Annotated in this window: 21 protein-coding genes; 7 read left to right on the top strand and 14 right to left on the bottom strand. The window is 60.4% G+C overall.

Annotated elements, in window-relative coordinates:
* Window positions 1-113: 113 nt before the first annotated feature.
* The 3 genes from A6A03_RS14550 to A6A03_RS14560 all read left to right on the top strand — a co-directional run bounded on the left by A6A03_RS14550 (window position 114) and on the right by A6A03_RS14560 (window position 2,399).
* Entirely contained in the window at window positions 114-905 is a 792-nt protein-coding gene (locus A6A03_RS14550; RefSeq protein WP_066789746.1) for an HAD-IIA family hydrolase, read from the top strand.
* Window positions 906-959: 54 nt separating this feature from the next.
* Window positions 960-1,205, top strand: a complete 246-nt coding sequence (locus A6A03_RS14555) for a hypothetical protein (RefSeq protein ID WP_066789748.1) — start codon at window positions 960-962, stop codon at window positions 1,203-1,205.
* Window positions 1,206-1,457: 252 nt separating this feature from the next.
* Complete coding sequence (locus tag A6A03_RS14560) at window positions 1,458-2,399, top strand: sortase (protein ID WP_066789750.1); 942 nt, start codon at window positions 1,458-1,460, stop codon at window positions 2,397-2,399.
* A gap of 55 nt (window positions 2,400-2,454) precedes the next feature.
* Here the strand turns inward: A6A03_RS14560 and A6A03_RS14565 are convergent, their stop codons facing one another.
* From A6A03_RS14565 to A6A03_RS14610, 10 genes are all read right to left on the bottom strand, one after another.
* Entirely contained in the window at window positions 2,455-2,673 is a 219-nt protein-coding gene (locus A6A03_RS14565; protein WP_066789751.1) for a helix-turn-helix domain-containing protein, read from the bottom strand.
* Between the two features lie 10 nt (window positions 2,674-2,683).
* The gene (locus tag A6A03_RS14570) at window positions 2,684-3,325 is read right to left on the bottom strand and encodes a phosphatase PAP2 family protein (RefSeq protein WP_066789753.1); all 642 of its coding nucleotides are present in this window, start codon (window positions 3,323-3,325) and stop codon (window positions 2,684-2,686) included.
* Window positions 3,326-3,336: 11 nt separating this feature from the next.
* A complete protein-coding gene (locus A6A03_RS14575; RefSeq protein ID WP_066789755.1) occupies window positions 3,337-4,491 on the bottom strand; it encodes a glycosyltransferase family 4 protein in 1,155 nt (384 codons plus the stop codon).
* A gap of 2 nt (window positions 4,492-4,493) precedes the next feature.
* On the bottom strand, window positions 4,494-5,549 hold the full coding sequence (locus A6A03_RS14580) for a lysylphosphatidylglycerol synthase transmembrane domain-containing protein (RefSeq protein ID WP_066789757.1): 1,056 nt from the start codon (window positions 5,547-5,549) through the stop codon (window positions 4,494-4,496).
* Window positions 5,550-5,645: 96 nt separating this feature from the next.
* Window positions 5,646-6,602 carry an NAD-dependent epimerase/dehydratase family protein gene (locus A6A03_RS14585; protein ID WP_066789758.1) on the bottom strand — a complete coding sequence of 319 codons (957 nt, stop codon included), beginning with the start codon at window positions 6,600-6,602 and terminating at the stop codon, window positions 5,646-5,648.
* Window positions 6,599-8,074 carry an O-antigen ligase family protein gene (locus A6A03_RS14590; RefSeq protein ID WP_245669002.1) on the bottom strand — a complete coding sequence of 492 codons (1,476 nt, stop codon included), beginning with the start codon at window positions 8,072-8,074 and terminating at the stop codon, window positions 6,599-6,601. The genes A6A03_RS14585 and A6A03_RS14590 overlap by 4 nt, the downstream gene beginning before the upstream one ends.
* 11 nt (window positions 8,075-8,085) lie before the next feature.
* Complete coding sequence (locus A6A03_RS14595; protein ID WP_066789762.1) at window positions 8,086-9,585, bottom strand: sugar transferase; 1,500 nt, start codon at window positions 9,583-9,585, stop codon at window positions 8,086-8,088.
* Between the two features lie 391 nt (window positions 9,586-9,976).
* Window positions 9,977-14,578, bottom strand: coding sequence for a glutamate synthase large subunit (gltB, locus tag A6A03_RS14600; protein WP_066789764.1), 4,602 nt, complete (start codon window positions 14,576-14,578; stop codon window positions 9,977-9,979).
* 374 nt (window positions 14,579-14,952) lie between these two features.
* Window positions 14,953-15,831: a DnaJ C-terminal domain-containing protein gene (locus A6A03_RS14605; protein ID WP_066789770.1), complete on the bottom strand. Its 879-nt coding sequence runs from the start codon at window positions 15,829-15,831 to the stop codon at window positions 14,953-14,955.
* Window positions 15,832-15,992: 161 nt separating this feature from the next.
* Entirely contained in the window at window positions 15,993-16,376 is a 384-nt protein-coding gene (locus tag A6A03_RS14610; protein WP_066789772.1) for a hypothetical protein, read from the bottom strand.
* A 277-nt stretch (window positions 16,377-16,653) separates the two neighbouring features.
* Here A6A03_RS14610 and asd point away from each other — a divergent pair, with 277 nt between their 5' ends.
* Window positions 16,654-17,700 (top strand): aspartate-semialdehyde dehydrogenase, encoded by a 1,047-nt coding sequence (gene asd / locus A6A03_RS14615; RefSeq protein WP_066789773.1) that lies wholly within the window; start codon window positions 16,654-16,656, stop codon window positions 17,698-17,700.
* Window positions 17,697-18,749: a hypothetical protein gene (locus tag A6A03_RS14620; protein WP_066789774.1), complete on the top strand. Its 1,053-nt coding sequence runs from the start codon at window positions 17,697-17,699 to the stop codon at window positions 18,747-18,749. Before asd ends, A6A03_RS14620 begins: the two co-directional genes overlap by 4 nt.
* 85 nt (window positions 18,750-18,834) lie before the next feature.
* Here the strand turns inward: A6A03_RS14620 and A6A03_RS14625 are convergent, their stop codons facing one another.
* The gene (locus tag A6A03_RS14625; RefSeq protein ID WP_066789776.1) at window positions 18,835-19,263 is read right to left on the bottom strand and encodes a response regulator; all 429 of its coding nucleotides are present in this window, start codon (window positions 19,261-19,263) and stop codon (window positions 18,835-18,837) included.
* A gap of 263 nt (window positions 19,264-19,526) precedes the next feature.
* On the opposite strand from A6A03_RS14625, the gene A6A03_RS14630 reads away from it, so the two are divergent.
* Entirely contained in the window at window positions 19,527-20,384 is an 858-nt protein-coding gene (locus A6A03_RS14630) for a carotenoid biosynthesis protein (RefSeq protein WP_066789778.1), read from the top strand.
* Here A6A03_RS14630 and A6A03_RS14635 read toward each other — a convergent pair.
* The 3 genes from A6A03_RS14635 to dusB all read right to left on the bottom strand — a co-directional run bounded on the left by A6A03_RS14635 (window position 20,305) and on the right by dusB (window position 22,808).
* Window positions 20,305-21,111 (bottom strand): lysophospholipid acyltransferase family protein, encoded by an 807-nt coding sequence (locus A6A03_RS14635; RefSeq protein ID WP_066789779.1) that lies wholly within the window; start codon window positions 21,109-21,111, stop codon window positions 20,305-20,307. The genes A6A03_RS14630 and A6A03_RS14635 overlap by 80 nt on opposite strands.
* A gap of 92 nt (window positions 21,112-21,203) precedes the next feature.
* Entirely contained in the window at window positions 21,204-21,683 is a 480-nt protein-coding gene (locus A6A03_RS14640; RefSeq protein ID WP_066789780.1) for an NAD(P)H-dependent oxidoreductase, read from the bottom strand.
* Between the two features lie 69 nt (window positions 21,684-21,752).
* Window positions 21,753-22,808 carry a tRNA dihydrouridine synthase DusB gene (gene dusB / locus A6A03_RS14645; RefSeq protein ID WP_066789781.1) on the bottom strand — a complete coding sequence of 352 codons (1,056 nt, stop codon included), beginning with the start codon at window positions 22,806-22,808 and terminating at the stop codon, window positions 21,753-21,755.
* Window positions 22,809-23,223: 415 nt separating this feature from the next.
* Between dusB and A6A03_RS20910 the strand changes: the two genes are divergently transcribed.
* Window positions 23,224-23,412 (top strand): hypothetical protein, encoded by a 189-nt coding sequence (locus tag A6A03_RS20910; protein WP_245669003.1) that lies wholly within the window; start codon window positions 23,224-23,226, stop codon window positions 23,410-23,412.

Below are 23,412 nucleotides of genomic sequence, written 5' to 3' on the forward strand. Positions count from 1 at the left end.
TCTACGAGGGGCAACGTACCGGTTGCCCCTCGTATCGCCTTGATCGAACGGTGCTGCCAGATATGGTACCATCTCAAACAATATTGGCGATGTGTGAGAGGGTTGGAGACACCATGCAATCGATCCCCCGCTACGATGGCTACATCTTTGATCTTGACGGCACCATCTATCTCGGCGACACGCTCTTGCCGGGTGCTGCCGAGCTCCTAGCGACCTTGCGCCGTGAAGGGCGCCGGATCACCTTTCTCTCGAATAACCCGACCAAAACCCGCCGGCAATACGCTGAACGTTTGCAACGCCTCGGCATTGCCGCCGATGAAAGCGAGATTGTGAATAGTTCGGCGGTGATGGTGGAGTGGCTGTTAGCGAACGCGCCGGGAGCGCCATTGTTTGTGGTGGGGGAAGCACCCTTAATCGGTGAGCTGGAAGCGGCTGGCTTCCCGCTCAGTGAACGTCCGGGTGAAATCAAGTTTGTCGTGGCCTCGTTTGATCGCACCTTCACGTACCGCAAGCTCCAGATTGCCTTTGATGCCATCCGGGCCGGCGCGCGCTTGGTTGCAACCAATCCCGACCGGTTTTGTCCCGTTCCCGGTGGCGGCGAGCCAGATGCAGCCGCGATCATCGCCGCCATCGAAGCATGCACCGAAGCGCGCTGTGAAGTGATCGTGGGCAAGCCATCGCCGATTATGGCCCGCACGGTGAGCAATCTGATCGGGTTGCCGCCGGAACGCTGCTTGATTGTTGGTGATCGTTTGATGACCGACATTGCCATGGGGGTGACAGCCGGCATGGATACGGCGTTGGTCTTGACCGGCGATAGCCAACGCGCCGATTTGGAACGCTCGCCCTACCAGCCGACATACGTGCTTGAGCGCATTGATGAATTGATTGGCGAATTGGCTTGACGACCGGGCAGCTTCCGGCTACACTATCAGTATGATTGATAGAGAGGAGAACCCATGACTGCCGCTCGTCGCACCCCCCATGCTTTGCCTCAATCTCCATTTACCGGCGATCAGCCGTCATCGCTGCCTGCCGACGTAGGTGATGCCTCGTGGCCGCTGGCGATGCGGGCGTTGTTGCTGCTGCATGGCACAGCTTTGCCGCCCGATCCGCTGATCGCGGCTTTGTCTGACGCTGATTTGATCGCATTGCGCGGCAGTCTGACGTTGCTCCAGCATGATGAGCCGGCCAATATTGCCTGATCGGCGTAAGCGCAATAGGGCATAGGCTCTCAGCCGTAGCGTAGAGCGATAGTGGGGCAAGGGCGGGTTACTAACCCGCCTTTTTGATTCCCCAAGCGCCGGGTTCCTCTCGCCGTTTTGCCTTTCCCAGCCACCACGATCGCTCATACATCCTTTCGTCTACGCCGTGCGTAGCATAAGATGCGGCGCAATCCGATCCGGCGGGTCGCGTGGTATACTGAAGACAGCAAACAGCGATGAGGATAGTTGGCAATGCTCCACCGTTTTCCTATGCTCGGTGAACGATTTTGGCATCTGATCGCGGGCCGGCGCGTCGCGCCGGCGCGGCGTGGGCCGTGGCTGCTTGGTACGGCGCTGATGGTGCTTGGTGCCGGTTTGTTGATCTATGTCTTGGTGACGACCTTGCAGATCGAATATTACCGTTGGGCTGCGCGCGGTGATTCGCCCCTTCCTGCGCCGCAGATCACCACCAGCGGTTTCCGTCCGGCTGATGCACGGCCATTGCCGTTGCTGCCCGATCTGGCGCCGGCGGCGCCAGCAGCGCCGGCTGGTGATCTTCCCCCGCCTGCGGCAGCGCCAGCAGCGCCGGCTGACGAAGTTTCTCCGCCTGCCGCCCCCGCGACGAGTACGCTATCCGCGGTAGGCAGCGGTTTGTTGATCTCCGAACCGCCTGAGCCGGTGCGCGCCGAGTGGGTGGCTACGGTCGATCGACTGGTCATTCCGGCGATTCGGGTCGATTTTAAGGTGATAGAGGTCGGCTGGGATACGATCGAAGAGAACGGCCAATTGATCTCGGTCTGGCAAGTGGCTGAGTATGCGGTCGGCCAGCACCGTGGTTCGGCTAACCCCGGCGAAGGCGACAATATCGTGTTGGCCGGCCATGTGGGAGGTTATGGCCGCGTCTTCAAAGATCTGTTCTACCTCAAGCCCGGCGATGAAGTGATTGTGTACAGCCGCGGCCAGCCGTACCGTTACATTGTCAACGAGCGGATTGTTGTTGATGAAGAGGGGGTGCCGCCTGAGCAGCGCCTTGCCAATGCCCGCTATATTGCGCCTACCGGCTATGAAGTTGTGACCATGGTGACATGTTGGCCGCCGAGCGGCCCCGATAAGTTTAAGCAGCGAGTGATTGTGCGGGCGTTGCCGGTGCAGACAACTGATGACGGCGCGGCGCTGCCGGACAGCACGCGCTAGAATAGCCTACCGCCGCTGTACGACCGCAGCATTCCGCACGCTCGCTGCGGTCGTATCACTCCTCATCACGCTCGCCATTGATGCGGGTCGTTTCCAACATCTCTAACACGCTGGCCCCGCGAATAAAGACCCGGCGCAACCCGGCGGGCCGGCTGGCCGCCAGTTGCCCGCTGCTAATCAGGCGTTTCACGGTGCTCAGGCTGACGCCGAGCAAGCGGGCCACCTCTTCACGGGAATAGACGGCATCGGGATTGATCCCCTCACGGCGCGCCATAGCTCGTTCCTCACACCAGCCCAAATAGCCGGAACACGCCAAGCACACAGACCACCGCCAGACTCATTCCGGCGATCACTTGCATCAAGGTGTGATTGCGGGTGCGCAACCGTGCCCAGCCTAACACAATGGCTGCCGCCCAACACAACCCTCCCAGCATCGGCAAGTAGATGCTGGCCAGTGTGGCGCACGAGCCAATGCTGGCCGAGTGAATGCTAATCTTCCAAAACAGATTAATGACGAACGAGATCGCGTTCATCACTGCGACCGATACCAGCATCGCCAACAACGGCAGCGGCGCGTTCATTGCCCACAAGATGGCCGTGCCGGCTAGCACATTCGCCATGCCAAACAAGTAGAGTTCGTTGCGTTGGGTACGCACCGAAATATCGTCATCGCTATACGCGCCTTGGCGCAAGCGAATATTGAAAAAGATGGTCGGCGGCACCACGTGCAATAACGCGCACACGATCGACCACCACAATCCGCTCACCCGGTTGTCGCTGCCAAACACACCGACGATAAAAATACTGACAATACCCAGCGGGACGGGGTGCAGAATTTGCGAAATGCGCCGGGCTATCGCATAGCCGCGCCCCGGTAAGGCGCCACGGCTAAGCGCTTCTGCGGTCAGATCGTTTGGTTGCATCATGCTCATCATCCTCAAGTGGCAGCGGCTGTTGCCGCGAGCTCACGGTAGATTGCCACTAGCGCCTGTCCGGTCTGTTCCCAACGAAAGGTAGCGGCCTGCGGCGGCCCGGCGGCGCGGAGCGGCGCCGGATCAGCGAGCGCAGCGCGGATACCGGCAGCAATATCTTCGACCTCTAGCGGATCGACCATGATCGCGGCTGATCCGGCCACCTCAGGCAAACTTGCTACCTTGGCAGTAACAACCGGGGTGCCGCAGGCCAACGCTTCGAGGACCGGAAAACCAAACCCTTCGTACAATGACGGATACACGAAGGCTTCGGCTAGATTATACAATGCCGGCAGATCATCGTCGGCAACAAAATCGAGGAAGTGAATGCGCCCACGCGCGCTCGAGCGCTCAACTGCGGTAAAGATCTCGTCGTATAGCCAACCGCGCCGTCCGGCAATCACAAGGTGCAGGTCGGGGTCGTCGGCGTTTACGAGCGCGAATGCCTGCAACAAACGCACCAGATTCTTGCGCGGTTCGAGCGTGCCGACAAAGAGCAAGAAGCGATTGGGCAGGCGCAGCCGCTCGCGCACCGGCGCCGTCTCAGCCGCTGGCATTGGCCGGAATCGTCCGTCCACCGCTGGGTAGAGCAGGCGGACGCGCCGGCTAGGAATGCCGTACAGCCGGCCCAAATCGTTCGCCGTCGCTTTCGAGTCGACCACGATTAAATCAGCGCGCTGTAACGAACGCGGCACGGCTGCGCTTAAATAACGGCGCAAATTCGGTTCGGCGCAAGCCGGTTCAACCAGAAAGGTCAAATCGTGGATCGTGAGCAGCGTGCGGGCTTTGGTTGGCGGCAAGACAAAATCGGGCGCATGCACCACATCGATCGGCCCAATCAGCCACTCGACCCGGATCGGCAACTGTAGTCGTTGCCAGAGGATTGTCAATAGGCGCGGGCTGATCGGGATGGGTCGTAAGGTGATGTTGGGATAACCAGCCGCTAATTCGTGCGCGTAGCGAGCAAAGGGACTCTGCGGATCAAGCCCGCCGGACGCATAAAAGAGGTGGAAGGCGAGGTCAGGCCCTGCCTGCACTGCCGCGCGCACCAGTTCGCGCGTATACCGGCCAATCCCGGCCCCTTGCCACATCCCCGCTGTAACATCAATCCCGATCCGCATCACTACTTCCGCCGGCTGAACACATAGAGGATGAAGCCAAAGACGACGATGCTCCAGAAATTAATTAGCCGGTCGAGCAAGGTCACTGCGCCCCCCAGACTAGCAGCGATGCCGAAGAGGGTCAGCACAGCGGTAATGGTGCCTTCCACCACCCCCAAGCCGGCTGGGGTAATTGGCAATGCCGTTAAGAGCGATGAAGCGAGAGCGACGAAGATAATCGCCGATAGTGTCAGATTGAGACCAGTGTGATTCAGCGACTGGATCACAAACCAGAGCCGGAAGCCTTCCAGCAGCCAGATCGCGCCGGTAAAGGCGAAGAGCCGCGGCAAGATGGCCGGTGTGAACGACTTCAGCGCCGATTGCTCGAAATTGCCATAGACTTGGTGGAGCCGGCGCGGAATCACCCAGCGGATCTGCGGCCCTAGCCAGCGCATGCCGGCCAACCCGCTCATAATAACGACCACGAGCAGACCGCCAAAGAAAAAGACGATTTGCGTGCCTTCGGGCATCTGCACGCCAAAGGTGAGGTAGCCGGAAAGCACCAGCAAGCCGAACAAGCCAATCATATCGAGCAGCCGCTCGGCGAAGATCGTGCCAAATGTGGCCGAAAATGAGACATTGCCGTTATGCTTGAGCAGATAGCCGCGGTACGCATCACCGAGCTTGGCCGGCACAATACAATTGGCAAACCACGACAAATAGATATACTCAATCAGCGCCGGCAACGAAGCCCAACTGCCCCGGCCCGATTGGATCGGCACCCCAGCGTTAGCCAGCAGCATCCGCCACCGCAACGCGCGCAGCGGGAATGTCATATAAAACACCACCAATCCCAATCCGAGCAAGACCGGATCGGCTGAGCGCATATATTGCCACGTCGTTGAGAGATCAATGTCAAGACTGCGCACCGCAAACGCAACGATGGCAATCGCAATTCCAAACGAGATTAGCGTGCGTGGTTGGCGCAGCCGCTGGCCAAGCGAAAAGCTGCTGCGCTCTTCACCGTTTGTTCCGCGCTCGGTAGCCGGCAGCTCAACCGATGATGGTTGATCGGTCATAGGGATGTGAGCCTTCCCGTGATTCGCTACGGTTGCTGGTTCGCTATCTGACATAATCCTACTCGATCCTACGACGTGGATGCAAATATCAATCCGTTAATATGCGATCTCTGCGCAATACCATGCCCAGAAGCGTTCCAAACCTTCTTCAATCGCCATCGTTGGCGCAAAGCCGAGGAACTGACTGGCTTTGGTCGTATCAGCGTAGGTGATCGGCGGTTCAGTCGCCGGCAACGGTTTGATCTCGATCTGGGCCGGATAGCCGGTAATGTGTTCGAGCAAGCTGACAAATCGCCGTAGTTCCACCGGCTGCGAATGGCCGAGATTGAAAATCTCGTAAGGTTGCGGGCGGTCGAGGGCGTTGATGACACCGGCAATGATGTCATCAATGTAGGTGTAATCGCGAAACAGATTTTCACCGCCATTGAAGAGGGTGATGGGCTGCCCGCGCACCATGCGCTCGACAAACAGGTACGGCGTCATATCGGGCCGGCCGCGCGGGCCATAGACGGTAAAGAAGCGAACCACGCTGATCGGTAGGCCGTACAGGCTGTGGAAGGTGTATGCCAGTACTTCAGCCGCCTTCTTGGTGGCCGCGTATGGCGACAGTGGCCGGTCGGTGGGATCGTCTTCACGGAAGGGGATACGATCAGTCTTGCCGTAGACCGATGAGGTTGAAGCGATCACCAGATTCTCGACCCCGGCGCGGCACGCTTGTTCCAACATCACCAGCGTGCCGCCTACATTCACCGCTTCGTACAACAACGGATTGGCGATCGATGGCCGGGGGCCGGGCATTGCGGCAAGATGGGCGACATAGCGCGGACGGTAGCGGGCAAAGATCGCGGCTACCGTGTCATTATCCCGAATATCGCCCTCGATGAAGGTGAACCCCGGTTGTTGCAGCGCCTGCGCCAGATTGCGTCGCTTGCGCGCCGGGCTGTAGTAATCAACCAGATTGTCAAGACCGATCACCTGTTCGCCGCGCGCCAGCAGGTGGTCGACCAGATGGCTGCCAATAAATCCGGCTGCGCCGGTGACAAGATACGTCATACATCCTCTTTATCAATCGGCTGGGAAGCAGGCTCGGCGGCGATAGTTGCTAGCAGCGCAATCACGGTGCCAAGCTGCACTCCCATATTCAAGACGTGCAGATTTTCAAAGAGATTGTGACCGCTTAGCGCCCCAATGACCCCTATCCCGCCGAGCGCGATGCCGCGCGTGAGCCAATCACGCGCCCGCCGGACAGCGCCAATAGCACGATACCAGCCACTGCCGAGCCAAACGAGATAGGCGAGCGCGCCGATCAATCCGCTTTCCGCCGCAATGTGGAGGTAGTAGTTGTGGGCATGGCCACGCGAATCATACCACGGTTTGATCCACGTTGGGGTTTGCCCGCTGTAGACTAGCCGTTCGTAGGCGATGCTGAAATTACCCGGCCCCACCCCGAACAATGGGCGCTCTTGAATCATGTTCCACGCCGCTTGCAGGTGTGCCATGCGCTCGACCACGGCGAAATTGGCCGGCGTGATTTCAACGCTGCGGACGTCAAAGGGGCGCAGGTTTTCGAGGATGGAACTGACGCGATTGCTGAATGCTGCCGGCACCAAGCCGCTATTGAGCAGCAAGAGACCTCCAAGGCCGGCGATCAGCACCGCTGTGACAATGATCCCCACGATCCGGCGTCCGTACCGTCCGGCAAACGCGATGCCTAACGCCAATACCCCGACCATGGCCCCAATCCAGCCGCCGCGCGAGAAACTGGCCAGCAACCCGCCAAGCAAACTTGCCCCGGCCAGCGCAAGCGCGCCAAGGATCAGCCACCAGTGGTATGTGCGCCAGCGTCGCGTTTCGATCAGGGCCAAGCCCATCCCGGCGGCCAATGGCCATGCTTGATTCAGGTAGCCGGCAAACGAGTTGGGCTGGCCGATAGTGCCATACGCGCGCACGCGGCCGCTGCCAATCGCGAAGCTGTCCGGGCCGATGCCGGTCAGGTATTGGCCGATGCCGATCAGGCCAGTGATCGCCGGCGCAGCCAGCAAACAGGCCACGAGCACGGCCCGCCGCCATTGCGCACGGGCGGGGTCTTGCAAGGCCCATACTGCGGCGAGGTAGATGAGCAGCACCGTGCCCCAACGGAACGTCTCTTTCAAGCCCTCGCTGCGGCTCAATGGGGTGAGGGCAGCGGCAAGCGCCAGCGTCCAAATGAAGATCGCTAAGGTCAGGCCTGTGATCTCCGGTTTTGGCCAACGCTGGCGGATGTGCCACAACAGGCTCAATGCCACCAACCCAAAGCAGAACTGGGTGACGCTGATGCCGCCGGGCAGCAACACTAATTGCTGAAAGGGCACCGAGAGGACGGCCAGCGCCACTGGCCAGACCGGATCACTGGCCGCAAGCCCCAACGCAACCAGCCCCAGCAGCCAACTCACTGCCAGCAACGGCGGCATGACGGCTAAACTGGCGCCGGTCGCGATCGCACCCGCGAGCCACAGCCAGCGTGACCAATCTCGTTGTGCCATCATTGGGAACTGCATCACCACGCGCCGCGGCCAGACAAAATCGCCGGAATAACCATCATGAGGATGCGCAGATCAAGGCTCAATGACCAGTTCTCGGCGTAATAAATATCGAGCCGAACCTGCTCATCAAACGAGATTTCGCTCCGCCCCAACGCCTGCGGCAGGCATGCCAACCCCGGTTGCACCTCCAGCCGGCGATGGTGCCATGGCTCGTAGCGGGCGACCTCTTCGGGCAACGCCGGACGCGGGCCGATCAAACTCATCTCGCCGCGCAGCACATTCCACAATTGCGGCAACTCGTCGAGGCTGGTGCGCCGTAACCAACGTCCCACCCGCGTCACGCGCGGGTCATCGCGAATCTTGAACAGCGGCCCATCGGCTTCATTGTGCGCCAAGAGCTCTTGCCGGCGCTGTTCGGCGTCGGGCACCATCGTGCGGAATTTGTAGCAGGTGAATGGGCGGCCATGCTTGCCGATTCGTTGTTGGCGGAAGATGATCGGGCGGCCCGAGTCGATCCAGATCAAGAGGGCAATCATCGCGGCCAGCGGCAGCGTGAGCGGCAGACTCAGCAACACTGCTGCTAAATCAAAGGTGCGCTTGAGCGCCAGATTCAAGCCGTGCAACTGAATCTCTTTTGGTTGCAGCAGCGGCACGCCGCTCAGATGCATAATATCAACCCGGTCAAAGCTTAGTTGATAAATATCCGGCGCGATTTGATACTCAACCCCTAATTGTTGGCAACGCGCGGCCAGTTCGGGTAAGCGATCGTAGTTCCAAAACGGCAAGGCAATGATGACTTGCTGGATCTGTTGTTGCTCGATGACCTGCTCGAGATCGTCGAGATCGCCAAGATGTTGAAACACGCGCGCGCGATTGGCGGCAATGATCGGTTGCTCGCTCAGATAGCCGGCGAGGGTATAACCGACCCCCGGTGATGCGGTCAGCGCATGCATCACCAATTGGCCCAACCCGGTGCCACCTACTACCAACACTCGTTCGCGGCCTAAACCGCGTGACCAGAACCAGTGCCGGATTCCGATCAGCAAGAGTCGCCAACTCAAGAGCAACCCAATAATGGTAATGGCCGCAAACGCAAAGATAAGCCGTGAATAAAAGAATGGCCGGTAAAGAAAGACCACCACCATGACCAGCGCGATCATCGTGATCACGCTGCCAGCGATGGCCTCAGCTTCATCGAGCAACGTCATGCGCCGGCTTGAGCGGTAGAAACCGCGCATGATGAAGCGTACCCCCAGCAGCAGTTGCAGCATGAAGACGATGGGTAAGAACGCGCTGAACGGCACCTGATTTTCAATCGCTACTTCAGCGATGATCCGGTCAAATGGCGGCGGCCAGCTCACTTGATAGCGCAAGATGTAGGCCAGCACAAAACCGGCGAAGATCAGCGCTTGATCCGCCAAAAATAAACCAACCATCGTCCAGCGTCGTTGGTGATGCAACCGCTGGCGTGTGGTTGGGGTTTGTTTCTCTTGTGCCGGTGGGTGTTCTATCATGTGCAAGCCTGTGTGCCTGCCCAGCCGTGCCGAACGTGGATGAGTTGTTGTTTGACGTAGCACCTTAAGAAGCATCGTGCTGATACGAGGATGTATCTCCGGTTTGCTCAAACTGGCTGGCCCCTGCCTGCCGATGTTCAAAGTAGAGCATAATCCCCGGTGAAGCTGCAATCAGAACCATCAGTGCTATCAGGCTGACCCAGAGCATACTTGGCTCTTCTCCGTTGCTAATCACGAAACGATGATACGGTTGTATCGGGCAAGGTGATCGTTACCCGCTGCTGTTATGATGCAGCGCCTTATCTTACCACGACCCGGCTAGTCTGCAAGCTGATAAAAAGCTGACAGACGGGACAGAGTTGCTGTCCCGTCTGCCAGTGCTGTACGCCGGTTACGCAGCGTGCGCTTTGGCTGGCTCTTCGGTGCCTTCAGCGGCGGCTTCGAGTTGGGCCACTGCGTCGCGGGGCCGCACGGTGAGGAACAGATTGCGATAACGATCCCAGCGGGCCAGAATCTCGCTGCCGCGCGGGCTCTTGGTCAGCTCGACGTGACGGCGAATGAGGTCGCGCAACCGCATCTCATCGCGATCACTGAGCGGGCGCAGTTCAACCAACTGCGGGTTGTAGCGTTGGGCAAACGTGCCGTGTTCGTCGAGCACATAGGCCACGCCGCCGGTCATGCCAGCGCCGAAGTTGCGTCCGGTCGGACCGAGCACCACCACTGTGCCGCCGGTCATGTATTCGCAGCCGTGATCGCCGATCCCTTCCACCACTGCCGTTGCGCCGGAATTGCGCACCGCAAAGCGTTCGCCGACCCGTCCCGCCGCGTACAGTTCGCCGCCGGTGGCGCCGTACAGCAACGTGTTGCCGGCGATCACATTCTCGTGCCAGACGTATTGCGCGTCGGGCGGCGGGGCGATGGTGATCAACCCGCCGGCCATGCCCTTGCCGACGTAATCGTTCGCGTCGCCAATCAGACGCAGCGTTACCCCCGGCGCATTGAAGACGCCGAAGCTTTGGCCGGCGTGGCCGTGGAACGTGATCGTAATCGTGTTGGGCGGCAAGCCTTTGTCGCCGTACAGATGGCCGATCGCGCCGGCCAAGCGTGCGCCGACCGAACGGTCGCAGTTGTTGATCTGGTACTGCAAGCGTACTGGGCCGCTGGCTTCGAGCGCGCTGGCTGCATCGCGCATGATCCGGTCATTGAGGCTCTCTTCCGGCGGCAGCGCATTGGGCTTGCCACCATGGCGGATCGGGCCGCGCCCGATCAAGCTGGCCGCACCCAACACCGGCGTCATATCGAGCAGATCGGCGGTTTCAACCCCGGTGTGGCGCTGGCGCAGCAAATCGGTGCGCCCAACCGCTTCATCAATCGAACGCAGGCCGAGGCTGGCGAGAATTTCGCGCACCTCTTGGGCCAAGTAGCGGAAGAACGCCATCACCATCTCCGGCTTGCCGGGGAACTTGGCCCGCAGATCGCCGCGCTGGGTGGCAATTCCGACCGGACAAGTGTTGTTGTGGCAGGCGCGGGCCATAATACAACCCTCGGCCACCAGTGCGGCGGTGCCGAACGAGAACTCGTCTGCGCCGAGCAAGGCCGCCATCACTACATCGCGCCCTGTCTTGAGACCGCCGTCGGCGCGCAGCCGCACCCGCTCGCGCAACCCGTTGAGGATCAGCGTCTGCTGCGTTTCCGCCAAGCCAAGTTCCCACGGGATGCCGGCGTTCTTAATGCTGCTGAGCGGCGAAGCACCGGTGCCGCCGGAATGGCCGCTAATCAAGATGGTGTCGGCATAGCCTTTGGCCACGCCAGCGGCTACCGTACCGACGCCGGCGGTCGCCACCAACTTGACCGACACGCGCGCGTTCGGATTCACCTGCTTGAGGTCATAGATCAACTGGGCCAAGTCCTCAATGCTATAGATGTCGTGGTGCGGCGGCGGGCTAATCAGCGCGACGCCGGGCACGGTATGGCGGATGCGCGCGATCTCTTCGTTGACCTTATGGCCGGGCAACTGGCCACCTTCACCGGGCTTGGCCCCTTGCGCCATCTTGATCTGCAACTCGCTGGCGCTGGCGAGGTAGGCCGGCGTGACGCCAAACCGGCCCGACGCCACCTGCTTGATCCGCGAATTGCGCTCGTCGTGGTAGCGCTCCGGCGCTTCGCCACCTTCGCCGCTGTTGGCCATGCCACCCAGCCGGTTCATCGCGATCGACAGCGTCTCGTGCGCTTCCGAGCTGGTCGAGCCGTGGCTCATCGCCGCAGTCGAAAACCGCTTCACAATCGACTCGATCGGCTCTACCTCATCCAGCGGTACGGGCGGGCCAGCCGGCACAAACTCCAGCAGATCGCGCGGCTCGACTGGTGGCCGGTTGTTAACCAGTTCGGCATAAGCGCGGTAGGTAGCATAACCCTCGCTGCTCAGCTCCGGCCCGGTGCTGTCGCCATTCAGCGCGTGCGGGTTGCGCACCGCCTTGTGGAGGGCATGCACAACCGCTGGACTGAAGGCGTGGTATTCGCCATCCTTCTTAAACTTGTAAAAGCCGGGGTGCGGCAACGTCACCCTCCCGGTCTGGAAGGCGCGGGCATGGCGGGCGGCTAGATCGCGGGCAATGCGATTGAACGAAATGCCGCCGACCCGTGACGGCGTCCCGGTAAAGCAGCGCTCGATCACCTCGTGGGCCAACCCGACCGCCTCGAAGATCTGCGCGCCGCAGTAGCTGTCGAGGGTCGAGATGCCCATCTTTGACATAATCTTCAACAGGCCCTTTTCGAGCGCGTGGATAAAGTGCTCTTCGGCTTCCAGCGCCAGCGTATGGGTGCGCGCATCGCTCTGCTCGTGGTCGAGGCTATGCTCGGCGCGCTGGCGCACCGCCTCGCGCTCGACCGCAATCCGGCGCACGCTGGCCAGTGCCAGATAGGGGTTAATCGCCTCGGCGCCATAGCCGATCAAGGCGGCAATATGATGCACTTCCCGCGCTTCACCCGTCTCGACCAGCAAGCTCACCCGCGAGCGTAGGCCGGTGCGGATCAGGTGATGGTGAACGGCGCCAGTAGCGAGCAAGATGGGCAATGCAGCGTGATCGGCATCAACCCCGCGATCGCTCAAGATCACGATCGCCGCCCCATCGCGCACCGCCTGCGCCGCCTCGTCACCGATCCGGTCGAGCGCCTTGAGCAGACTCTCGGTCGTAATCTGGCGGGCCGGGAAGAGCAGGCTGATCGTCTCCGAACGCAGCAGCGGATCGGTTTGGGCCCGAATCGCCTGCAACTGGGCATCGGTCAGAATTGGCGACGTCAGTTGCAGCAGGTGGGCGTGCTCGGGCGTCTCGAGCAAGATCGAGCGGCGGCGGCCAACGCCGACGCTGAGCGACATCACCAGCTCTTCGCGCAGCGGGTCAATCGGCGGATTGGTCACTTCGGCGAAGCGCTGCTTGAAGAAGTGGAACAGTGGCCGGCCCAATTCCCACTGCGAGAGCGGCGGGATCGGCGTATCGTCACCCATCGAGCCGACCGGTTCGTGGCCGGTCATTCCCATGGGCTTGAGGATCACGTTCAGCTCTTCGGAGGTATAGCCAAACGCCATCTGCAACGGTTGCAGGTCTTCCGGTTCAGCGGTGGCGACAGGGGGCAATTCGGCGGGGAGATAACACAAATGCTCGTTCAGCCATTCGGTGTAGGGTTGGCGCGCCGCCAGCAGCGACTTGACCTCGCTATCAGTGTAAATCTTCCCGGCGGCGGTATCGACAGCCAGCATCTGGCCGGGGCCGAGCTTGCCTTTACAGACAATCCGCGTTTCGGCGATCGGCACCGCGCCGACTTCCGACCCCGATACGACCAAGCCGTCATCGGTCACGATATAGCGCGCCGGGCGCAAGCCGTTGCGATCGAGCGACGTACCGACGATCACGCCATCCGAGAAAGCCAGCGCCGCCGGGCCGTCCCACGGCTCGATCAAACACGCATGGTACTGGTAGAAGGCGCGCAGAGTGGGATCAATATCCTGCACCTTTTCCCATGCTTCCGGCACCAGCATCGCCGTCGCATGGCGAATATCGCGCCCGGCCATCACCAGCAGCTCCAGCGTATTGTCGAGCATGGCCGAGTCAGAACCGCTCTCGTCAATCACCGGCAGCAGTTCGCTCATCGGCGGCGCGCCGCTGGGCAAGAAATCGGCGGGCAACGTAATCGCCTGCTCGCGGGCACGCATCCAGTTTACATTGCCTTGCAGGGTATTGATCTCGCCGTTGTGCGAGAGCATGCGGAAGGGCTGGGCACGATCCCACGTCGGGAAGGTATTGGTGCTGTAACGCTGGTGATAAACGGCCAGTGCGGTAGTGAAATCGGGATCACGCAGGTCGAGGTAGAAATCGGCCAGATGGGAGCCGAGCAACAATCCCTTGTAGACGACCGTACGCGACGAGAAGGAGGGGATATAGGCCGGCAGACCGGCGCGGCGGAACGACTGCTCCATCGCCTTGCGGGCGAGAAAGATCGTGCGCTCGAAGGCGCGATCATCCAGCCCTTGCGGGCGGCCAACGATCACCTGCCGGATCGCCGGCATCGCCTTGCGCGCGCGCTCGCCGAGCACGTCGGGATCGACCGGCACCTCGCGCCAGCGCAGCAACGGCAACTGATGTTCGGCCAGCGCCTGCTCGATCAGCGCGCATGCAGCGGCGCACTGGGCGGGATCAGCGGGCAAGAAGAGCATGCCAAGCGCGAGATCGGTCTCAGCGACGTCGATGCCGGTGGCGGCCAGCTCACGGCGTAAGAGCCGGCGCGGCAATTGAGTCAGCACCCCAGCGCCATCACCGGTGCGCGCATCATCAGCCACTGCGCCGCGATGTTCAAGGCGGCTCAATGCAGTCAGGGCCAGCTCAAGAATATCGTGACTCTCCCGACCATTAACGCGGGCCACGAAACCGATGCCGCAGGCATCATGCTCAAAGCGCGGATCGTAAAGTCGGGCTGGGTCTCGCGCAGGAAGGTACATCGCTCGTTCCTTGCTCTTCACTAAGTAGACGGATGCCAAGTACAAAAACAGACAAAAGCGCGCTCGCTGCTCCTCGGCGATGAGAGAAGGGCGAGCGCGCTCTCGCGTTTGCAATTTACGGTAGAGATAGTGATACCGCCGCGCGATTACGGCGATCACATCTTGGCAACAAAGCCAATCCGGTTTGATTGATAAATGATAAAGATGGAAGATACAGGAAAGCGCCACACTCGATCATTGAGTGTGACCACTGTACCGCCCGGTACGGCTAAACAGCACTGTTATCGTGGATTATTACCAAATACTATACCGCACTTTAGGCAAGCGTGTCAAGCGGTTTTGTGCGAAAGTACCAAATATGCCAGCGAGCCGGGTCATTTCTCTTCCGCCGGGTTTCCCGTGAGCCGCTGCAACTCTTCGATCAACTGGCGGGCTTGGGGGGAAAGATTAGTTGGCAACACGGCGCTCACCGTGACATACAAGTCGCCGTACCGCGGGCTGCCCATCAGCGGCATACCCTGTTCGGCGATGCGAAACACCCGGCCATTCTGCGTTTGGGGGGGGATGGCCAGCTTCAGGGTTTTGCCTGAGAGCAACGGAAGCTGGATTTGCCCACCCAGCAGTAACGTGTACATACTCACTGGCGCGGTGGTGTACAGATCGTTGCCTTTGCGCTCGAAGCGGGGATGCGGCTTGACCGTGACCACGAGATACAAGTCGCCGCGGCGACCGCCGTTCAGGCCGGGGGCGCCTTCGCCGGGAACGCGCACCCGCTTGCCGGTATCGATGCCGGGAGGGATTTTGACGGTAATAGTACGCGGGGTGCCGTTAGGGTTGGAAAACTGCAACGAGCGTTGCGTGCCGTGGTAGGCCTCTTCGAGCGTCAGCTCGACGTTCTGCTCGACATCTTGGCCGTCAAGGCTGACGTTGAACCCGCCGCCGGGTGTACGACGAGCGCCGAAGAGGGTTTCAAACAGATCGGCCACATCGGTAGCGTTACCGTAATCAAACCCGCCATAGCCGGCTTGCTCATAGCGACGAAAATCGCTGCCGAACCGATCATACTTGGCGCGCTGCTCTTTATCGGACAGCACCTGATAGGCTTCGTTAATCTCTTTAAACCGGGCTTCGGCCTGCGGATCGCCTCGATTCACATCGGGATGGTACTTGCGCGCCAACCGCCGGTACGCTTGCTTGATCTCGTCATCGCTGGCCGAACGGCTTACGCCAAGCACCTGATAATAGTCCTTCATACACCTGCCTCGCGCCGCAGTGTCTGCCGCCACATGGGTCTGTTTTCGATTGTAGAGAGCGTTGTCGCTAGCGTCAAGACAGGCTGTGTTAGATCTGTGTTAGCATAGCAACGGCGCGGGTGTCCCCCGCGCCGGAACGGCCTTGTCGCCGCACGGGAACGTCAGGCAAACTCGAACCGTTCCAATTCGCTGCGCCGGAACGAGGCTAAGGCGGCGAGATCGCGAATAGTGCGTTGGATCAGGTCGCGTTCGAGTGGATCGTTATAGCTGCGCACCAAACGCCGGATCGCTTCGTGCCATTCGGGTGGCGGTGTATAGCGGTAGATCGGTTGGCCGCCCATCGTGTTGGTTACGGATAAAAACCCGGATGCGGCCAGTTCATCGAGGGCCTGTTGCACGCTCCAAATATCGCGGAAGAGCCGCTCGGCGATCGCGGCTGCTGATAGCTCACTGCGCGGGTTTTCATGAAACATGAGGAGCAAATGCAGCTTGGTTGGTGTATCGAGCACGTGCTCTAACAATCGTTGGACGTGCGGGTCGATCATAGTGCTGCTCCTTCCTGTGTGATCAACAGTGATCACCGTTGCTTAGGGAAGAAATGACGACTCCTGCGTCGTGGGAGGAGCGCAAATAGTGAGGTGGAGCTGAATAATGTTTCAGATCTCACAGAGATTATACACCATCATGGGTCGAAATGCTACTCTTTTACCGGCTTTTTTCACAACAAACGTAGTCGAATAATAACCATTAGTAGTTGTTTATGCAACCGTTCGTCTTTGAGTATAATGAAGGCGATTGAGTTCTAGTGACAGGAGGTCTCGGATGGCTACGATCCCGGTTGCAGTGCTGGGCGCCACCGGCGCGGTGGGCCAGCGCTTTATTCAATTGCTCGAAGGGCATCCGCTCTTTGAGGTGGTGGCGCTGACCGGTAGCGAGCGCAGCGCTGGCAAGAAGTATCGCGAGGTTTGCCGGTGGGTGCTCGATACGCCAATGCCGGCAGCGGTGGCCGATCTGACGGTGCTCGATGCCGATGCTGATCTGCCGGCGCAATTGGTCTTCTCGGCCTTGCCCAGCAATGTCGCTGGGCCGATTGAACAGCGGTTGGCCGCCGCCGGCCATATTGTCTGTTCCAACGCTTCCAACCACCGGATGGAACCCGATGTGCCGCTCGTGATCCCTGAAGTCAACCCCGACCATCTGCACCTCATTCCGGTGCAGCGGCGCCGGCGCGGCTGGTCGGGTGCGATTGTGACCAACCCCAACTGCACCTCAACCCCGGCGACGATGGTGCTGCGTCCGCTGCTCGATACCTTCGGCGTGCGCCGTATGCTGCTGGTCAGTATGCAGGCCCTCTCCGGCGCGGGCTATCCGGGTGTGCCGAGCTACGATATTGTCGATAATGTCATCCCGTTTATCGGTGGCGAGGAGCCAAAGCTCGAAATTGAACCGCAAAAGATGCTCGGCCAGTTGCGCGATGATACGATTGTGCCGGCGAGTTTTGCCACTTCAGCGCACTGCAATCGGGTGCCGGTGCTCGAAGGCCATCTGGTCTGCCTGTCGATCGAACTCGAACAAAAGGCGACGCCCGATGAAGTGACAGCCGTCTTGCGCCAATTCCGCGGCTTGCCCCAAGAGCTGCGCTTGCCCACTGCGCCTGAACAGCCGATCATTGTGCGTGATGAACCCGATCGTCCGCAACCGCGCCGCGATCGCGACGCTGGCCGGGGCATGGCCACAGTCGTTGGCCGCATCCGCCCCTGTTCGCTGTTTGATATCAAGCTGATTGCTCTCAGCCACAATACGATCCGGGGTGCGGCCGGCGCGTCGATTCTGAATGCCGAACTGATGCATGCGCAGGGGTGGTTATGAATGGGTGGGCAACGATTGCCGATCTCACCGGCGATTATGTGATCTATCGCGATTTGCAGCCGTGCGACCCCGCTTTGCCCGGTTTGGCTACGTTGCGCACGGTGTTGGGCCTGCCGGCCAATGTGACGCCGCGCAAGCGTGATGTGGCATACGCGCGGGTGATTCTGGCGCTGGCCCGCGCGGCGCAGGCGTTGCGCAACGGCCCGCCGCTCACGACCGTGGCCGTGATCGGCGATACCGAGAATGATCGGCTTTTGACCGTCCATTTGCAAAGTTTGGGCGAGATCACCGCGTATGGCTTCATCGGCGTTGACCGTCCGGTAGCGCCGGCTACCCTTGAGTGGGACGATGCAGTTGCGACGGCGACCCGCTGGGCCTTGGTGCAGCAATGGGCGGCGGAACTGGTGGCGCGGGGGGTGGATTGGACCCAAACCGCCGTCCTGATCGATATTGACAAAACCCTTCTCGGCCCGCGCGGGCGGTCAGATGGCGCGATTGACGATGCGCGGGCCGAGGCGGCCTTGATGGTCGCCACTGAGTTGTTGGGCGACCAGTTTGATCGCAGCTTGTTTCGCCGGAATTATGCCGAATTGTGCCGGCGGGAATGGCACCGGCTGACCCTCGACAATCAAGACTACACGGTGGCGCTGGCCTTGTTTGCGACGGTCGAGGTGTTTGATTTGCCGGCGATTGAAGTGCAATTAGCTGCCGGCTTGTCACCGACGCTGCTCGAATTGTTGATTGCCGCGCAACAGGTGCCGGTTGAGTTGCAGGCGCTGCGCAAGCAATTGATCGAACGGATCGAAGCTGGTGATCCGACGCCGTTTACGCAGTTCCGCCGCACCGAATTGGTGACAACCGCAGCGCGCATGGCTGATGGCCGGCTGGCCCTCAGCAGCGAGCTGTTCCGGCTGGGGCAGGACCTGCACGCACGGGGAGCGTTGCTGTTGGCCGCTTCCGACAAACCGGCTGAATCGGCGTTGCCGTCGCCAGAACAGGCCGCCGCCGGGTTGCTGCCGTTGCATCGCACGCCGGCAGTGTTAGATTAACGTGGCTGGCTAAAATACAGCGTGCGGCAGGCCCCTGCCGCACGCCTGTTTAACGCTGCTTGCATGGTGCCTGCAATGAATTGGCTCAATACCCGTTGATCGCGCGCTCGTGGACGATGTGGGCCGAGGGGAGCAGTTGCTTAATCCGCTCGATCAATTCGTCGATGAAGAAGGGCTTGGTCATATAGCCATCGACCGCCGCTTCAGCGGCTGCATTCCGTACCTCAGCCGAGTCATAGGCGGTGACGATCAACGTTGGCGGGTAATACCCTTGGGCATGCAGCTCATTGATCAAGCGCACGCCACTCATACCGCGTAGGTTGTAGTCGGTGATCAGCAAATCAAACGGCTGTTCTTTCCAGCGCTCGAGTCCCTCTTCCGCGCTGAGCACCGACACGAATTCGTAGGGAATGCCAAGCCCCCGCATAGCAAATTCGATAATACGCCCAATATTATTGTCATCCTCTACAAGGAGAATACGCACTGGATGGCCATTGGCTTGCGTGTGTGTCATTGGTCACCCCCCATGTCGCTGATCCTGCGCCATTGCAAGATGTGAGCTGTAGAGGCGGCGCCGGTGGTAATAGTACTTTAGTCCTATTATAGTGTAGCACATGTTTGCGGTTGTTGCCATAACAGTTTTGTCAATTTGCTGCTGGCGATTGTGATGATCTGGTTAGGTTGTTGATGGGCTTTGACAGGCCATGAAAGCGAATCTATAATCAACTATAGGGGCTGCCGAATGGTATGACCCGTCTGTCAGGAATATATTACCTTATGCTTTCTGATCAATCTTTGTTGCCACAGTTACGTCGCAGCGTTGTTCTTCTGCTCGCCGTCTACCTCTTTATCTACCCTTTCGCCATTGTCTTAGTCGCGCTAGATCGGGTGCCGGTGTGGGGCACATGGATGGGTGGCGCCTTGCTGATTTTGCAAGGTGCGTTGATGGGTGTGTGGCTGACCGTGCGCTATCGCTGGTGGGGGGCGCTGGCAGCCGGCTTGATTCTGGTTATTTCATGGGCGGTTGAGCACATTGGCGCAACCACCGGCTTCCCGTTCGGAAGCTATTCGTACACCGATGTGCTGCAACCGCAAATCTTCGGCGTGGTGCCGCTAGCTATTCCCTTTGCATGGCTGTTGATTGTTGTGGCGGCGGTTGGTGTCGCCGAGCGGATCCTCAACCGTGATGGCCGTCCGGTAGACGATCGCCAGCTTCATCCGACCCGCGTCTTGACCGCGGCGTCGTTTGCGTTGCTGCTTGACGTAACAATTGAGCCGTTCGCCGTCTACATCAATCGCTACTGGGTTTGGACGAGTGATGAGACCGGTTTCTACTATGGCATTCCGGCGTCCAACTTTGTGGCGTGGTGGGTGACGAGTTTGATCTTATCGTGGGTGTTGCTGGCGTTGCGCCGGCAAGCGGCGCACCGCAGCCATACGCCGCAGCACTTTATGCCGTGGCTGCCGCCGGTGTTGTATTTAACCAACCTCACGATGTTTGTGGTCGTTAACCTTGCCCGCGGCCAAGTGTTGCCGGCCCTGATCGGCGGCTTGATTATGCTCGTGCTCGCAGGCGATTGGCTGCTGCCGCGGCTGGCCCGCCGTCTGCGTCGCGTCGCCGAAACCAACCCTTGACCGTATCCCACGTGCGGTCAATCCCCCACCGTCCGCTGAGCAGCGGCTGGAACCGGCCTAGCCGTTGCTCGATTACATCGGCGCGGAGGGTGTCAACTGCCGCGGTCAGCCGCGCGGCGACATCGGCCCGGATCGCTTCAATATCGTCGCGGCTGGCCGGCGGGTGGGGCGGGCCGATCTGCACAAAGGCATGCGGCCATTGTTGGCCGAGGAATTCGTAGCGCAGTGCAATTGGGCAGAGGGTGACATCGCCGGCGAGCGCGGCGATGCGGGCAATGCCGGGGTAGATGGTCAGCGGGCGGTAGTCGTTGGCTTCGATCCGGCCTTGCGGGAAGATGTAGAGCGCCCGATCACGCCGCTCGCGCAATAGGTTCGCGGCATAGATCTGTGCGCGCTGCGATTCGGCGGGATCGCGCCGCTCGATCGAGAAAGCGCCGCACCACGTAAAGAAGCGGTACGCGCGCAGTTGCCGCTCTTCCATCATGAGATAACTATCAAATGCCCGCCGCATAATTGCGCGGTGAATGAGCATCATCATGTACCCATCCCACCATGCCGAATGGTTCAAGTAGAAGATGTACGGGCCACGCTGCGGATCGGGGCGCGGGCCGTATTGGGCGAACCAAATGTGATCAAAGCTGCGAGTGAGCGCCGGACGCGCTAACAGATAGTAGATGGCTTCGTCGGCGATCCAGATTTTGTGGGCTGGGATGCGAGGCGTGACCATAGTGGCTTCGTTGTGCGATGGGGCAGAGCAGCGCTCTACCCATACGGGATTGGCTTCGCTGTGCGATGGGGCAGAGCAGCGCTCTGCCCGTCCTATGGGAGCGCATGCGGCGCTAGCGTTGCACGCGCTGTCTGGTACGCCGCTTGGATGGCGGCGTGTGGCAACGGCGTGTCAGCGGCCAGTGCAACCGCACCGGCGATCATAAAACCGCATGTCGCAACCGCGGCCCGCAATTCGTTGAGCACGGCGGCAGCGTGCGGCCCGACAGCGACTAACGCGGCGTAGCGTCCGGCCAGATCGGCGGCATAAGCGGCGCGCAGCAGATCGTTGAGGCGGGCCGGCAGTTGCGGCGCCGTCGCCGGCGTGACGATCACGATCAACTCGGCATCGCGCATATCGGCCACAATATCGGCTAGCAGCGCGTCGGGTTGGCCGGGAGGCAACGGGCCGAGAAACGCGGCCCGCTTCACCGGCGGCAATTGGCCGAGCAGCGCGCTCAACACCTCTGGCGCCGGATCATCTTCATCGGCGCTGCCGCAAATGCCTAGCGTAAACAGATACCCATCGTGCATCGCAGGTTGCTATTCTGACGCCAAGGCCCTCAGCCGCAACGATGCTCGTCGTAGCTGAGGGCCGGCGCATTAATCCGCCGCTATCGCTGTTTCAGGCACAGCGGCATCAGTTTCGAGGTAGGGCGCAAAAAACCGCTCAATCGCCTCACGGGCAGCGGCAAGGCTGGCAGCCGTATGCACCGCCACGCGCAGGTGGTTGCTGCCGGGCAAGCCAACATGGAATTGGCCGATCAACTGCTTGATCTTGTTCAGCGCGAGCCGTTCCGGCAACTCCTCGGCGCAGATATCCATGTATTCGATCAATAAGTTGCGTTTGTCAGCCGGCGCCGGCGCAAATGGCGCAACCCCGCGACGCAGATCGGCGATCTGGCGAAAGATCCACGGATTAGCGATCGCGCCGCGCCCGATCATCACCCCATCAGCGCCGCTGTCGCGCAACCGGATCAGCGCATCAACCGCCGTCGTCACATCACCGCTCCCGATCACCGGGATCGAGACGGCGCGTTTGACTTCGGCAACCCGCGACCAGTCGGCTTGCCCTTTGTACCCCTGCTCGCGGGTGCGTGGGTGTAGCGCCAGCGCCGAAACGCCAGCGGCTTCGGCGCGTTGCGCCGCTTCAATATAATTCAGACTCTGCTCATCCCACCCGGCGCGGAATTTCAGCGTCACCGGAATCTGCACCGCCGCGCGCACCGCGCGCAACAGCCGTTCCATCTTCGGCAGATCGCGCAGCAACGCCGAACCGTGGCCGCCGCCGGTCACTTTGGGCGATGGACAGCCACAGTTGATGTCAATAATGTCGGCGCCTAAATGCTCGACGATGCGGGCCGCGTTGGCGACCAGATCGGGATCGTTGCCCGAAATCTGCATCGTCAGCGGGCGCTCTTCCGGCAAATAGTCGAGCAGCCGGTGGCGGCGCAAGGCCTTGGGGCTAACACTGGCCGCATTGGTCATTTCGGTGCTGACCAAGCCGCAGCCGCCGAGGCGCAGAATCATCCGGCGGAAGATGCTGTCGGTTACGCCGGCCATCGGGGCGAGGATGATATTCGGTTCGATACGGATATGCGCGACATGGTAGGCAGTTGGTAGCCGCGCAATTTCAGCAAGAGTGATGTGTTCGCTCATACCTTTCATTATAGCAGAGAGTGCAGCCGTGTTGGCAAGGGGGCATGCCGTCGGGCGAGCGTGAAAACTCGTCGAAAATGCTCGTCATTTTTCACATATGTGAAAGTACTTTCCGGTATGCTCAGGGTAGAGCGCCTTGCATCTTCCGCCGCACACCGGCGCTGCTGATCCAAAGTTCTTGGGGAAGGAGGAGGTTATGGTCGTGATGGGTGCGCTCATACCTTTCATTGTAGCAGCGAGTGCAGCCGTGTTGGCAAGGGGGTATGCCGTTGGGCGAGCGTGAAAACTCGTCGAAAATGCTCGTCATTTTTCACATATGTGAAAGTACTTTCCGGTATGCTCAGGGTAGAGCGCCTTGCATCTTCCGCCGCACACCGGCGCTGCTGATCCAAAGTTCTTGGGGAAGGAGGAGGTTATGGTATGGTGTCTCGCTTCGTGCGTGCTCTGTTGCATCGGTTTGGCGATCGCTGCGCTGACGTTCAAACCCCGCCCGATCCGGTTGCCGCGCCTGTCGCCGCGCCACCTGTTACGCGGCTGTCTGGCGACGACCTTCCTGATCGCCGGCGCGATCTTTCTCATCCTCGCATACAGCCTGCTCGCCTAG

The sequence above is a fragment of the Chloroflexus islandicus genome (genome assembly GCF_001650695.1).
Taxonomy (GTDB): Bacteria; Chloroflexota; Chloroflexia; order Chloroflexales; family Chloroflexaceae; genus Chloroflexus; species Chloroflexus islandicus.

Excerpts from the sequence above, each read along its gene's own strand:
- A6A03_RS14550 (WP_066789746.1), top strand. The coding sequence starts at position 114 with ATGCAATCGATCCCCCGCTACGATGGCTACATCTTTGATCTTGACGGC.
- A6A03_RS14555 (WP_066789748.1), top strand. The coding sequence starts at position 960 with ATGACTGCCGCTCGTCGCACCCCCCATGCTTTGCCTCAATCTCCATTT.
- A6A03_RS14560 (WP_066789750.1), top strand. The coding sequence starts at position 1,458 with ATGCTCCACCGTTTTCCTATGCTCGGTGAACGATTTTGGCATCTGATC.
- A6A03_RS14565 (WP_066789751.1), bottom strand. The coding sequence starts at position 2,673 with ATGGCGCGCCGTGAGGGGATCAATCCCGATGCCGTCTATTCCCGTGAA.
- A6A03_RS14570 (WP_066789753.1), bottom strand. The coding sequence starts at position 3,325 with ATGATGCAACCAAACGATCTGACCGCAGAAGCGCTTAGCCGTGGCGCC.
- A6A03_RS14575 (WP_066789755.1), bottom strand. The coding sequence starts at position 4,491 with ATGCGGATCGGGATTGATGTTACAGCGGGGATGTGGCAAGGGGCCGGG.
- A6A03_RS14580 (WP_066789757.1), bottom strand. The coding sequence starts at position 5,549 with ATGACCGATCAACCATCATCGGTTGAGCTGCCGGCTACCGAGCGCGGA.
- A6A03_RS14585 (WP_066789758.1), bottom strand. The coding sequence starts at position 6,602 with ATGACGTATCTTGTCACCGGCGCAGCCGGATTTATTGGCAGCCATCTG.
- A6A03_RS14590 (WP_245669002.1), bottom strand. The coding sequence starts at position 8,074 with ATGATGGCACAACGAGATTGGTCACGCTGGCTGTGGCTCGCGGGTGCG.
- A6A03_RS14595 (WP_066789762.1), bottom strand. The coding sequence starts at position 9,585 with ATGATAGAACACCCACCGGCACAAGAGAAACAAACCCCAACCACACGC.
- gltB (WP_066789764.1), bottom strand. The coding sequence starts at position 14,578 with ATGTACCTTCCTGCGCGAGACCCAGCCCGACTTTACGATCCGCGCTTT.
- A6A03_RS14605 (WP_066789770.1), bottom strand. The coding sequence starts at position 15,831 with ATGAAGGACTATTATCAGGTGCTTGGCGTAAGCCGTTCGGCCAGCGAT.
- A6A03_RS14610 (WP_066789772.1), bottom strand. The coding sequence starts at position 16,376 with ATGATCGACCCGCACGTCCAACGATTGTTAGAGCACGTGCTCGATACA.
- asd (WP_066789773.1), top strand. The coding sequence starts at position 16,654 with ATGGCTACGATCCCGGTTGCAGTGCTGGGCGCCACCGGCGCGGTGGGC.
- A6A03_RS14620 (WP_066789774.1), top strand. The coding sequence starts at position 17,697 with ATGAATGGGTGGGCAACGATTGCCGATCTCACCGGCGATTATGTGATC.
- A6A03_RS14625 (WP_066789776.1), bottom strand. The coding sequence starts at position 19,263 with ATGACACACACGCAAGCCAATGGCCATCCAGTGCGTATTCTCCTTGTA.
- A6A03_RS14630 (WP_066789778.1), top strand. The coding sequence starts at position 19,527 with ATGCTTTCTGATCAATCTTTGTTGCCACAGTTACGTCGCAGCGTTGTT.
- A6A03_RS14635 (WP_066789779.1), bottom strand. The coding sequence starts at position 21,111 with ATGGTCACGCCTCGCATCCCAGCCCACAAAATCTGGATCGCCGACGAA.
- A6A03_RS14640 (WP_066789780.1), bottom strand. The coding sequence starts at position 21,683 with ATGCACGATGGGTATCTGTTTACGCTAGGCATTTGCGGCAGCGCCGAT.
- dusB (WP_066789781.1), bottom strand. The coding sequence starts at position 22,808 with ATGAGCGAACACATCACTCTTGCTGAAATTGCGCGGCTACCAACTGCC.
- A6A03_RS20910 (WP_245669003.1), top strand. The coding sequence starts at position 23,224 with ATGGTATGGTGTCTCGCTTCGTGCGTGCTCTGTTGCATCGGTTTGGCG.